Source organism: Dyadobacter sp. 676 (assembly GCF_040448675.1).
Classification (GTDB): Bacteria; Bacteroidota; Bacteroidia; order Cytophagales; family Spirosomataceae; genus Dyadobacter.
Genome location: NZ_CP159289.1, coordinates 4,360,750 through 4,373,139 on the forward strand (window position 1 = coordinate 4,360,750; position 12,390 = coordinate 4,373,139).

Consider the following 12,390-nt stretch of genomic DNA (forward strand, 5'->3'; position numbering starts at 1 on the left):
GATTAGGGTGATAGGTGACCGTTGATAATGCGGGAAATCCTTTCGATATCTTCGTAAGGTAGTCCTACATATAATGGCAAACTTAACACTCTTACCGCGATATCCTCGGAAACCGGACACGCAATTTGCCTCGGCATGAATGAAAGGGTGTTCAGCGATGGGTAGAAATATCTTCTTGGAACGATTTCTTCTACTTTTAATGCTTCCATGACTTTAAACATCACCGCTTCGGAAGGAAACACTACCGGATAATACGCGTAGTTATATTCGATATCGGGGCTCAATGTTGGTTTAAACAAAATATCCCAATTGAGAAGGCTGTCGTAAGCGGCAAAAACGTCCTTGCGTGCCTGAATGATCGCGGGTACGTGCGGGAGATTTACCAAACCCATCGCAGCGTGAAATTCTGAGTTCTTACCGTTGATCCCCGCGAATTCGTAATGTTCGTCGCCCTGATGGCCGAATGCGCGCAACAAATGCAGCTTGCGGTCCAGTTCGGGATGATTCGATATCAATGCACCGCCCTCGATGGTATGGAAAACCTTTGTCGCGTGGAAGCTGCAAGTGCTCAGGTCGCCGTACGAAAGCAATGATTTCCCTTTGTACGTCACACCGAATGCGTGTGCGGCGTCGTAAATGACTTTCAGGTTATGTTTTTTGGCAATCGCTTGGATCGCCTCCACGTCGCATGGGTTGCCATATACATGCGTTGCGAGGATCGCCGACGTTGCGGGTGTAATCGATGCCTCGATCAGCGCGGGATCGATATTGAATGTCGAAGGATCGATGTCCACGAAAACCGGCGTACAGTTTTCCCACAGGATCGCATTGGAAGTGGCGCAGTAGGAGAAAGGTGTGGTAATGATCTCGCCTTTCAATTCCAGCGCCTTGATGGCGATTTGCAGAACGATCGTTCCATTACCGCAGAAGTAGAGGTGATCGACGCCCAGATATTCTTTAAGCTGCTTTTCGAGCTGTTGTAGAAGCGGTCCGTTGTTGGTCAGGTAACCACGTTCCCAGATTCCACGGACATATTGCAGATATTCTTCCTGATCAGGTAGAAAGGTTTTAGTGACGTTAATCATTCACTACGTGTTCAGATTGGCGAATGGAAAAATTGAGTTGAGGGCGGATATATCCGGGCCATTTGCCATACCAGGTTACATTTTCGCGGTAATCCTCGATATCGAAAACAAGGGCTTCCTCCATGTTGTAGAGCACGGTGCTCGTATCTTTCACGATCATCATCGAAACCACGTATGAGCCGTCGTTCAGGAAGTTGCCGGGAATCTCGCAAGTGGCGCTTACAAGGCCTTTTGAAAAAGCTTCCGCCTGCGTACCGACATTGAAAATGCATTCGCCCGTGAACGTGTAAAGGTGCATGCTCAGGTTTAACGAAGCGCCTTCCACCAGGTTCCAGAATTCGAACTGAAAGTTGATCGGCGTGCGGACATCGATGTGCGTCAGGTCGTCCTGATACTCGGGGAAAAGTTTGAAGCTTTTCACTCTGACCTGGTCGTTGCCCGGGGCGGTATCGATGTTATCCCAGTGCTTTTCGAGGGATTTGTGCGAAACTTTACTCAGGTAATTGGTAACGATGTGGGTCGTGTCCCCCTGATCGATCAGCCGGCCTTTTTCGAAATAGAAGGACTTATTGCAAAGCGCCTGAATGGCGGTGAGGTTATGGCTTACAAAAAGCAGCGTGCGGCCGCTTTCGGAAACGTCCCGCATTTTGCCGAGGCATTTTTTCTGGAATTCGGTATCGCCTACGGCGAGTACTTCGTCCACAATCAGGATTTCGGGATTGAGGTGCGCCGCGATCGCGAAACCGAGCCGGACGTACATACCCGAGGAATATCTTTTAACGGGCGTATCGAGAAATTTCTCGACACCGGCAAAATCGACGATCGCGTCGAACGACTCCCGGATCTCCGCTTTCGACATTCCCAGAATAGCTCCGTTGAGAAAAATATTTTCCCGGCCGGTCAGTTCCGGGTGAAAGCCCGTACCTACTTCCAGGAGGCTGGCTATGCGGCCGTCGATCCTGATCTGGCCGGTGGTGGGCTCGGTAATCCGGCTCATGATTTTCAGCAGCGTGGACTTCCCTGCGCCATTGTGGCCAACGATACCGATGCGATCGCCCTTGTCGATGCTGAAACTTACATCTTGCAACGCCCAGAACTCTTCCTTTTCAGCGAAACCGTTCTTGTCCTGCTTGCGGAATAGTTTGTCAATCGTATCGGAAACAATGTCACGCAGGCCGGACGAACCGTTTTTACGCTGATGGTCGATGATATATTTTTTGCTGATGTTTTCAGCTACAATTACAGACATGCCCAAGTGTGGTTATTTCAGATATGGTCAACGAAAGTATTCTCTTTTTTACGGAAATAGATCAGCGAAATAACCAAAATGATCGTTGATATAATAACCGTTGAATACAAACTCTGCGGGTTGAAATACGATTTGCTTCCCAGTAGGCACCAGCGAAAACCATCGATAATCCCTACAAGCGGGTTCAGGTTATAGTATTTTTCAAACCAGGTTCCTTTGACAAGGCTGCTGGAATAAGCTACCGGACATACGTACATACCCACCTGTACCATAAAGGGGATCAACTGGCCGATGTCCCGGAAGCGTACATTCAACACAGCAAAAAACAGGCCGAAGCCCATCGATGTAATAAATGTAAGCAAAACGAAGCAAGGAAGAAAGATGATCTGCCAGCTGATAGGGTATTGGAAGAATGCCGTTACAAGCAAATAAATTCCAAAAGTGATGAGGAAATCCACAAAACCAACGGCGATCGAGCTCAGTGGCATAAGCAGCCGCGGGAAATATACCTTCGAAACCAGGTTATGGTTGATCAGGATACTGTTGCTGATTTGCGTAAATGTGTTGGCGAAAAACGTCCAGATCGTCAGCCCGACAAGGACCATCAATGGATACGGAACGCCGGGGTCTGCCTTTAACTTGGCTACGTAACTGTAAACAAACACCATGACGGTCATCGTCATGAGCGGGCGTAATACGCTCCACGCCACTCCCAGGAGCGTTTGTTTGTAACGAACGGAAATATCCCTTTTGGACAGGATCCACAGCAGTTGCCTGTTCAGCCAGAGATCTTTCCAATAATCCTTTTCAGACCCGCCGGCCTTGATCGTAATAGAGTGTTGAGTTGCCATGATTATGCCGTTACTACTTCCTTGCGCACGGTAGTGGTGGTGGTTGAGGATGAAGAAAACACCGTTCTGAAATAAGTCAGGATCAGTGCGATCATCAAACCTGCCAGTGCCCCGATTTTGGAATTCGTCTTGTTTTCATGTATTACGTCCAGAGGCACCTTGATTCCCTCGATTTCGGTAAAGAGAGGCGCTTCTTTTACGAGCGAAATCCGCATTTTTTCGGCATTGGCCATCGCTTCATAATACAATTGTTGCAGGAACGACGATTTCCTCTCCATGCTGTTAGCCGATACTTTGGCCTCTGGCATCATGATCTGCGCGCTGTAATCGAGCTGTCTTGCGAGTTTATGCTCCGCAATACCCAGCACTGTCGCCAGGGAGTCGGCACGATGTTGCAGCAGGCGGAGTGTCTTACGTGTTTTTTGCGTCTGGTTTTCGGTGTACATTTCTTCCACGGTTTCCAGGAGCGTGGTTACCCACAATCCGGCGAGGTGCTCGTTCTCCATCTTAGTAGAGAGCGAAGTGAAAGATGATTTCCGGTCCAGGGCTGCGATCTCGGTTGCCTCGGCCGCACGCTTCACGATCGAGTTCAGGATCATGCGCGAGTTGAGATCCATCTTTTTCACATCGTTCGTCGTGAAATGGAATTTCTGCAGGTCCGGACGGTCCTCCCAGTCGGAAGTCTTGATTCCGCTGGAATCAATATAGAAGTTGGCCAGCAGTTGTTTTTGGCCGTTCACTTCTACTTCCTTCATGAGATTTCTTTCCAGTACCGGGCGCGACTTCACGAAATAGAAGAAGTTTTCTCCGGTAAAAATATTGGCATCCGGCTGTGCACCCAGGCCCAGCAAACCTGCCACATCGCCGAACCCGGAACTCTGCCCGGCCGCGCCAAGGTTAAAGACCACGGTAGCTTCGTAGGTAGGCGGCTTTTTATGGTAAGTGTCCATGGCATAGCCGATACCGAAACCAACGGCAGGCAAGAGCAAAAGCATTTTCCAGTTACGGATCAATGCATTTTTTACTACCAGTATTTTCTCGACGACTTCCTTTGGAGATAGTTCGTCTTCCGGGATTTGATGTGTGGTCGCTGTCGCCATAATTATCTGATTGTGCGGAATGCCAATACTGTTACGATTAATCCCATGATCGAGCTCAACAGGGTTGTAGCTGTCTGGATGCTTTGCTGTGTATTAAGCGCGGGAGCCGCTCTCAAAGGAACGTAAATTTCTGATCCCGGCTGCACTTTCGGATACACATTGAAGAAGAGGAACCTGCGTGTGCGGTCGATATTTCCGTTCGGATATTTGATGTAAGAGCTCTTTCTGAGCGATTGTACCGTAAAACCTCCCGATTGTGAAATATAATCCGAAAACGACATTCCCTTGCCATATTTCACAGTCGTCGGGTATAGCACCGCCCCGGTAACCTGAACGGTTTCCAGACGTTTCGGAATGCGGATAATATCTCCTTCCTGCACTACCAGGTCTTCGAACGAACCCGGGTTTTTCAGGATGTTTTTCAGCACGATACCGATTTTTTCTTCCTTCACGTTCGGCAGGTCGCCGGTCAGCGTTCCCTGTTTGATGCGTTTTTCGGTTTGCTGCACCTGTTCGTAATCTACCGGTTCGTCGAGGTTCTTTACAACCGTGCGGCGCAAAAGTGTGGCGCCTTCGGGATAAGCAAGCTCCGTCAGTCCGCCGGCCCTTTTGATAATGTCGCTGATCTTGTCGTTTTTATTGATAATCGTGTAGGGACCCGTTACCAGCACTTCGCCTTCTACGAATACGGTCTGCTGTTCAACATAGTTGGGCGACTTGCGGACGATTACCTGGTCGAACGGGAACAACACGAAGTTGGTCGCCTTGGCATTCAGCGACAGGTCGCGGTTCACATTGAATTTGTAAACCTCCGAGATCTGCGCATTTGCAGCACCTGCAACCGAATTTCTTTTCCGTCTTACCACCTCGATTTCCGATGTGTAAGCGGATTCTTTCAGACCACCTGCTTGTACTAGTACGTCTTCGAGCGTCATATCGGTCGTGTACGGAAATTTCCCTTCATTCTGGCCGATCTTGGTGTTGTTCACTTCGCCTTCCACGCTTACATAGGCTGTTTCAGCCATTTCAAACCTCGACGGAACAACCACCTGGTCGAGGCGGGTCAGTACGAGGTCGGGCGTAACGCCGTTGAGCACGTCGGTATAATTGATGGGAATGGTCTGGATCGTGAGGTCCTCGCGGGTGCGCAGTACGTTCACGCGGCCTACGAAAGCGTCCTCGCGCATGCCCTGCGCATTATCGATCAGCGCTTTGAGGGTCGGGCTGTTGTCGAGCGAATATTCTCCCGGCCGCATTACGGCGCCTTCAACGGTAACGATATTCTCGTAACGGTCGAGTACGGTTTCCACATTGATAGAGTCACCGGTCGCCATTTCGAATGTATCATATTCGCTTTCCGCCACATCGAGGATTTTCCGTTCCTTGGAAGTGATACGCTGGATTTTCAGGCGTGCCCGGTAAGCCTTGTCGTTGAACCCGCCCGCATAACGAAGCACATCGCCCAGTTTTTCTTCCGGTTTCAGTTCGTAGATGCCCGGACGTTTCACCATCCCTGCGATTTCGGCACGTTTCAGGTAATATCCAACCACGATGTTATCGTTCTCCTGAACGCGGATATCGCCATCGATTTTTCCGTTTACCAGGTAGTCGTAAATATCCATTCTCGAGACGACCTTGCCCTGGCGGACCACGCGCACTTCGCGGAAAGATCCAATTTCGTTAGGCCCCCCCGCCTGGTACAGCGCATTGAATGCCGAGGAAAGGGACGATACCGTGTAAGTGCCCGGATTGATCACTTCTCCGGTTACGAAGACCTTCACCGAACGCACTTCGCCCAGTGTAACCATCAGTTTGGTGCGGGCAGTTTCGCCCCCCGTGCCGATCATGCCCGGAACAAATTTGGCAAACTTGTCGATGAGGATTTTCTTGATTTCTTCGATCGTACGACCGGCTACCATGACATTGCCGACGCGGGGAATGCTGATGAAACCGTCCTTGTTGACGATCACCTCGTAGGTGCTTTCGGCGTAGTTGTAGAGGTAAATTTTCAGTTCGTCGCCGGGGCCAACCACGTAATTTGTTGGCGTAACAATTTGTAAATCAGGGATTGGTGCGAGATTTTTATCGGCAAAAATCGAATAGCCGTAGATCTTCTGGCGGAGCGCTTCCTTGGCCTGTTCTTCGGGCGTCAGGGTGGTGCTGGTACTGGTATTGATCTTGCTTTGCTCGCCACCTTCGCTATTCTGGCTGTTCTGATTTGCGCCCTTGCCTTTATCGCCCCCCCTGGCCATCGTTCCCCTGTTGCTGGGTGCCCTGCTGCTGGTTCCCGCCCGGCTGATTTGCCCCCTGCTGGGTAGATCCCTGCTGGCCACCTGGGCCGGATTGCGTATTCCCCGTGCCGGTTGTACCCGTGTTGCCGCTTCTCGGGCCTGATTGGGGAGAGCCTTGTGTTCCGGTCGACGACGGGGTAGCAGTTCCGGAAGGGGCCGTTGGTGCAATAACCTGTGAAAAAGCGGGCAATGAAATGAGTAAACTCAGGAAATAGGGAAGTACAGATTTATAACTTTTAGCCAACCTGGATCTGTTCATAAGAAGAATTATTGTACTATTGAAAGTCTGAAAATTCATTAAAACTATGTATAAGACTAGTATTTTTGAATTTGGGATTCGAGTACACGCAATATTCTGGTAGTGTATATCATGGCAAAGTAAATTAGATTTTTCCTATTTTTAAAGAATTTCTATTAATCGGGGCCGCATCTTATAAAGCCCCGCAAAGTTATAACAGGGTAACGACAAAAGATTCAATTTATTAAAATACCGGTTCCAAAAGCCATAATACTCCTAAAAGAATAGTTATAAATATGGAAAGTACAAATGTTCAATACGACGAGAGCAGTATCCGGTCACTGGACTGGAAGGAACATATCCGCCTGAGGCCCGGGATGTATATCGGCAAGCTCGGCGACGGCTCGTCGGTGGACGATGGGATTTACGTGCTCGTGAAGGAAGTAGTCGACAATTCGATCGACGAGCACATGATGGGCAACGGCAAAACAATCGAGATTAAGATTTCCGAACACCGCGTGGAAGTGCGCGACTACGGCCGCGGCATTCCGCTGGGCAAGGTTGTTGACTGCGTTTCGAAGATCAACACCGGCGGTAAATACGATTCCGGGGCGTTCCAGAAGTCGGTGGGCCTGAACGGTGTCGGTACAAAAGCGGTGAATGCGCTTTCCAATCACTTTAAAGTGCAATCGTACCGCGATGGCAAGACAAAGATTGCGGAATTCCAGCAGGGGACGCTGCTGCACGAATCGGAGGAGCTTCAAACAAGCCAGCGCAACGGGACCTATGTGGCGTTTGAACCGGATAGCACTATTTTCAAGAACTTCAGGTATATTCCGCAATACCTCGACAATATGATCTGGAACTACTGCTATCTGAACGCAGGGTTGACGATCAATTTCAATGGGCAGAAATACTTTTCGCAAAACGGCCTGCTCGATCTCCTGAAAAGCAAATCCGACCCCGAATCGCTGCGTTACCCGATCATTCATTTGAAAGGCGACGATATTGAACTGGCGATGACTCATGGTAACCAATATGGTGAGGAATACTATTCGTTTGTGAACGGTCAATATACGACACAGGGAGGTACCCATCTCGCTGCATTCAGGGAGGCGGTCGTGAAGGCGGTGCGCGAGCATTTCGGTAAAGATTATGCGCCGGAGGATATCCGTTCTTCCATTATCGGTGCGATCGCTATCCGCGTCCAGGAGCCCGTTTTCGAGTCGCAAACCAAAACCAAGCTGGGTTCGAACACCATTACGCCCGATCCGAACAGCACGACGGTCAGGACATTCGTTAATGATTTCGTAAAAGAAAGGCTGGACAACTTCCTGCACATGAACCCCGAATCGCGCGATGCATTGAAGAAGCGGATCGAGCAGTCGGAACGGGAACGGAAAGAGCTGGCGGGAATTAAGAAACTTGCCAACGACCGTGCCAAAAAGGCCAACCTGCACAATAAAAAGCTCCGCGACTGCCGCATTCACCTCACCGACCTCAAGAGCGACCAGCGGTACGAAACGACATTGTTTATCACTGAAGGGGATTCCGCGAGCGGTTCCATTACCAAATCGCGCGACATTCAGACGCAGGCCGTGTTTAGCTTGCGCGGCAAGCCGCTGAATTCGTTCGGGCTTACCAAAAAGATTGTTTACGAAAACGAAGAGTTCAATCTGCTCCAGCATGCATTGGATGTGGAGAATGGCGTGGAAAACCTCCGGTTCAACCGCATTATCATCGCTACCGACGCCGATGTGGACGGAATGCATATCCGGCTGTTGCTGATGACTTTTTTCCTGCAATTCTTCCCCGATCTGGTGCGCAACGGGCATTTGTTTGTGCTCGAAACGCCGCTGTTCCGCGTCCGTAACAAGAAAGAAACCATTTACTGTTACAGCGAAGAGGAGAAGCAGGCGGCTATCGACAAGCTGGGTAACAAGCCGGAAATTACCCGCTTCAAAGGACTGGGAGAGATTTCGCCGGAAGAATTCGGAAAGTTCATCGGCGAGGATATGCGGGTGGAGCCGGTAATCCTGCAAAAGGAAACGTCCATTCAGAAATTGCTGAGTTATTTTATGGGTAAAAATACCCCTGAAAGACAGCGTTTTATTATTGATAATCTCAAAATTGAGAAGAATGTGGAAGAACTCGCTCTCGCAGGATAGGCCTGTTGAGCATTATCTTTGGGAGGTCGAGTAATAGCGGACCAGGGAGTTCTTTATGATAATGCAGACGCACCTTCCGGTTTTGATCATCATATTTAAAGTGTCTTTGTGGAATTACAGGAATTAAGAAACAGGATCGACGGACTGGACGACCAGTTACTGAGCATCTTGAACGAGCGGATGGAGCTCGTGAAAAAGGTGGGGGAATTGAAACGGTCCTCCCAATCGATTATTTATCGCCCCGAGCGGGAGAAGCAAATCCTCGACAGGCTCGCCAGGCATAACAACGGGCTGCTGACCCGTCAGGCGATCGACGCCATTTTCTTTGAAATTTTTGCCGTTTCCCGAAACCTGGAACTGCCCGAACGGATTTCCTATCTCGGTCCGGAAGGGAGTTTTACGCACCAGGCCGCCGAAAGCCGTTTTGGGGCGATGAGCGAATACCTCGTACTGCCCACGATCCATTCGGTGTTCGAAAGCGTGGAAACAGGCCGTGCCAAATTCGGCGTGGTGCCTATCGAAAACAACCAGGAGGGAATTGTTGTGGAAACGGTGGATTTCCTGCGGGAGAAAAACCTTTCGATTGTGGCTGAAATGCTTTTGAAGGTGCATTTTACCTTCGCATCCCAGTCCGATAGCCTGAAATCGATTAAGAGGATTTATTCTAAAGACATCGCATTCCGCCAGTGCGGAAAGTTTATCAGCGAATACCTGGAAGGCATGGGAATCGAGCTCATCGCAGTGGATTCTACTTCCAAAGCGGCCAAACTGGCCTCGGAAGAACCGGATTCGGCCGCCATTTGCTCATCCATTTCTGCACGATTGTTCGGGGTTCCCGTTCTTTTCGACAATATCGAGGACAGCGACCAGAATCAGACGCGCTTCCTGATCCTGGCGAAAGATTTCACCAATGTGAAAAGCAGCGACGACAAAACGACGATCATCGCGAACCTGCCCAATACCAACCGGCCGGGCGTGCTGTATGAATTTCTGAAAGATTTTAACGACCGGGGTATCAACCTCACCAAGATCGAGAGCCGGCCGTTACGCGGCGAAGCGTCGTTCCGCGCGTGGTTCCTGGTGGAATTCCTCGGGCACATGGACGATCCGCAGGTGCAGGAGATCATGCAAAAGTACGGGACGCACCTGAAATGGCTCGGAAGCTACGTAAGAGTCGCATAAAACGAAAAGCTCGCATTACCCGCGAGCTTTTCGTTTATATAATGCATTTTAAGGCTATTTCTTCAATGTGCCTCGGTAAAGCGACGGCCAGTTGCCATATAATTCAATTTCAGTTTCGACGCCGTCGGGCAGCCTTATTTTCATTTTCCGCAGGGCCGAGGGCTGCTGGAACGAGTCCACCGCCAGTACGACGATGAGATTGCCTTTTACGATAGAAGTAACAAATGGCTGTTTTCCGTCGATCGCCAGCAGTGCCTGCTCTTTTTTGGGCTGTATCCATTGCCCGTCGAGCTGGAAAGCCAGGTCCTGGTTGGTACCGCCGGTCAGCACGTCTTCTACTTGTTTTGCCATCCAGTTGCCAAGCACGTAATATTCGGTCGGGAAGTCCCAGTAGGGAGCGGCAGTGCCTCCGCTCGTGTTACGGCCAACTTCGGTTTCAGGCGTTTTGCCGTCGGCCGGGTACCATTCGTAGCCCCAGCCCCACATATCTTTCGAAAGTTTGTAGGCATTAGGGTTCTGTGCGCTCGGTCCGCCGTCATGCCATAGGTAATAGCCATCGAAAAGGATCAATGAGAATAATGAAAAGCTCAAAGCTTGGCTGGCAGGCATCATTTCGAGCTGGTTCATGATGAGTTCGCCTTTCGGATCCGTAAGCTGGTAGTTCCAGGGCACGATCGGGTCTTTGTACAAAGGCATGTACCGGTTCCAACCGTAGAAGATGAATTTATTGTTTTTCTGATAAGGCAGCAACCTGTTGATGCGCAGCGAATGGATTGCCGAGAGCAGCACAAAGTTGTTCGGCGAATTACCTGCATTATCTACCGCAAACATCGGTTTCGGGTACACATCAATCGGAACGGTGTTGAAAATATCCCGGAAGCTGTCGCCGTTGGGCAGGGGATCGAAGTTCGGGTTGTTGGATTTGGGCTCGGAGTAGTCCTTGATAAAATCCTTCGGGTTAGCCCCGCCGACAGTATTGATATGCGGATTCGTGTATGCGCCGCCACCCCAGTAATCCATCAGATACATATGCGGATGGTTCTTTTTGATTACCCTCGAAAACCAGATCAGTCGCTGGATTACTTCTTTTGGGTAATGCTGGCTCCAGAATTCGAAATCATAGGCGTACACTCCAAATCCCGGTATGCCCGCAAGCGCTTCCACCTGCTCTTGCGATAGACCAGCGAACCATTTTTCGTCCTTGTCGCCAAAGTAATTCGGAGTGGCCGTGTAATGCAGTTTTTCCGGCGGAAATTCCTTTTCCGTATTGGACAAATACCTTATTCCCCGCTTGTAGTAATTCTCGGAGGGTACATAGTTGTTCAGCCGGTATTGCATTACCAGTTTGTCCTTAATGGGTTCGAATTCGGGAAACTTGGTGTCAAAATCGACGTTGATGCCGCGTGAGGGTGAAAACCAGTCGGGTATCGGAATGCGGGTGAGCGCATTCGCTCCCGACTGCTCCGGTTTGCCGGCGATCCAGATGTTCTGCTGGCGGACGGTACGGTTTTTCGCAGCATTCCACCAGTCGTTGTAGGGAGCATCGATCCAGCGGGCAGTGACGGAATATAAGTAGCCGGGTTTTATTTCAATGCCGTTCTCAAGCCCCTGTACCGCAATGCCGTCGATCATGACGACCTTCGTGCGGTTGTCGTTGTAATTGGCGAAGTCGCGAAGGTAAAGTTTGCCGTCCTTTCGCACGGGCCGTACATCGAGCCAGTTATCCTTGCTTCCCTGCCGGATCCACTCACGGGGATCGACTACCTCGTTGGCCAGCGAAGCTTCGAAATTGAATGCGGCGGTAGTTCGGCAGCCTTGCTGGCCGAGGCTCGAAACACTGATCTGTGCCTCGCCGCCAGCGATATCCACATCTGGAACCGTGAGCCATGTGCCGTAACGATGTGGTATGGCCCGGAAAGTCTGGGTTTTGCCGTTCTGGGTTATACTGACGTCGTATGGGGAGAGTCCGCCCGCATTGGCCGCGAGTTCGAACTGCATTTCGCGGCCGACTTGCCTGTATCGTCGAATGACGAGATCGCATGCATGGGAGGCCGAGTCGAGCGTCCGGGCCAGAGGAAAGCCTTCGGTAACCTGTACGTAAGTTTTGTGGCCGCTCGGACCAAAACGGTTCCAGGCCCAAAGCCCGGAACCGATCAGGAATGCGAAAATGCCGCCAAGCCAGAGAAGCGATGTTTTGGTCAAAACCTTCTTTTTATGTGTCACGAT

General features: G+C 50.3%; 9 protein-coding genes. 2 read left to right on the top strand and 7 right to left on the bottom strand.

Going from position 1 to position 12,390, the window contains the following annotated elements; all coding sequences use genetic code 11:
* Positions 1-2: 2 nt before the first annotated feature.
* From ABV298_RS19600 to ABV298_RS19625, 6 genes are read right to left on the bottom strand one after another with little or no spacing between them, the layout of a single operon-like run.
* Entirely contained in the window at positions 3-1,085 is a 1,083-nt protein-coding gene (locus ABV298_RS19600) for a DegT/DnrJ/EryC1/StrS family aminotransferase (protein WP_353717866.1), read from the bottom strand.
* Positions 1,078-2,334, bottom strand: a complete 1,257-nt coding sequence (locus ABV298_RS19605; RefSeq protein WP_353717867.1) for an ABC transporter ATP-binding protein — start codon at positions 2,332-2,334, stop codon at positions 1,078-1,080. Before ABV298_RS19605 ends, ABV298_RS19600 begins: the two co-directional genes overlap by 8 nt.
* 17 nt (positions 2,335-2,351) lie before the next feature.
* Complete coding sequence (locus tag ABV298_RS19610; RefSeq protein ID WP_353717868.1) at positions 2,352-3,185, bottom strand: ABC transporter permease; 834 nt, start codon at positions 3,183-3,185, stop codon at positions 2,352-2,354.
* Positions 3,186-3,187: 2 nt separating this feature from the next.
* A complete protein-coding gene (locus ABV298_RS19615) occupies positions 3,188-4,285 on the bottom strand; it encodes a hypothetical protein (RefSeq protein ID WP_353717869.1) in 1,098 nt (365 codons plus the stop codon).
* Between the two features lie 2 nt (positions 4,286-4,287).
* Complete coding sequence (locus tag ABV298_RS19620; protein ID WP_353717870.1) at positions 4,288-6,537, bottom strand: SLBB domain-containing protein; 2,250 nt, start codon at positions 6,535-6,537, stop codon at positions 4,288-4,290.
* On the bottom strand, positions 6,518-6,835 hold the full coding sequence (locus ABV298_RS19625; RefSeq protein ID WP_353717871.1) for a hypothetical protein: 318 nt from the start codon (positions 6,833-6,835) through the stop codon (positions 6,518-6,520). Before ABV298_RS19625 ends, ABV298_RS19620 begins: the two co-directional genes overlap by 20 nt.
* 275 nt (positions 6,836-7,110) lie before the next feature.
* Here ABV298_RS19625 and ABV298_RS19630 point away from each other — a divergent pair, with 275 nt between their 5' ends.
* Positions 7,111-8,982, top strand: coding sequence for a DNA topoisomerase IV subunit B (locus ABV298_RS19630; protein ID WP_353717872.1), 1,872 nt, complete (start codon positions 7,111-7,113; stop codon positions 8,980-8,982).
* 108 nt (positions 8,983-9,090) lie between these two features.
* The gene (gene pheA, locus ABV298_RS19635; protein ID WP_353717873.1) at positions 9,091-10,164 is read left to right on the top strand and encodes a prephenate dehydratase; all 1,074 of its coding nucleotides are present in this window, start codon (positions 9,091-9,093) and stop codon (positions 10,162-10,164) included.
* Between the two features lie 54 nt (positions 10,165-10,218).
* On the opposite strand, the gene ABV298_RS19640 is transcribed toward pheA, so the two are convergent.
* The gene (locus ABV298_RS19640; protein WP_353717874.1) at positions 10,219-12,387 is read right to left on the bottom strand and encodes a hypothetical protein; all 2,169 of its coding nucleotides are present in this window, start codon (positions 12,385-12,387) and stop codon (positions 10,219-10,221) included.
* Positions 12,388-12,390 lie beyond the last annotated feature (3 nt).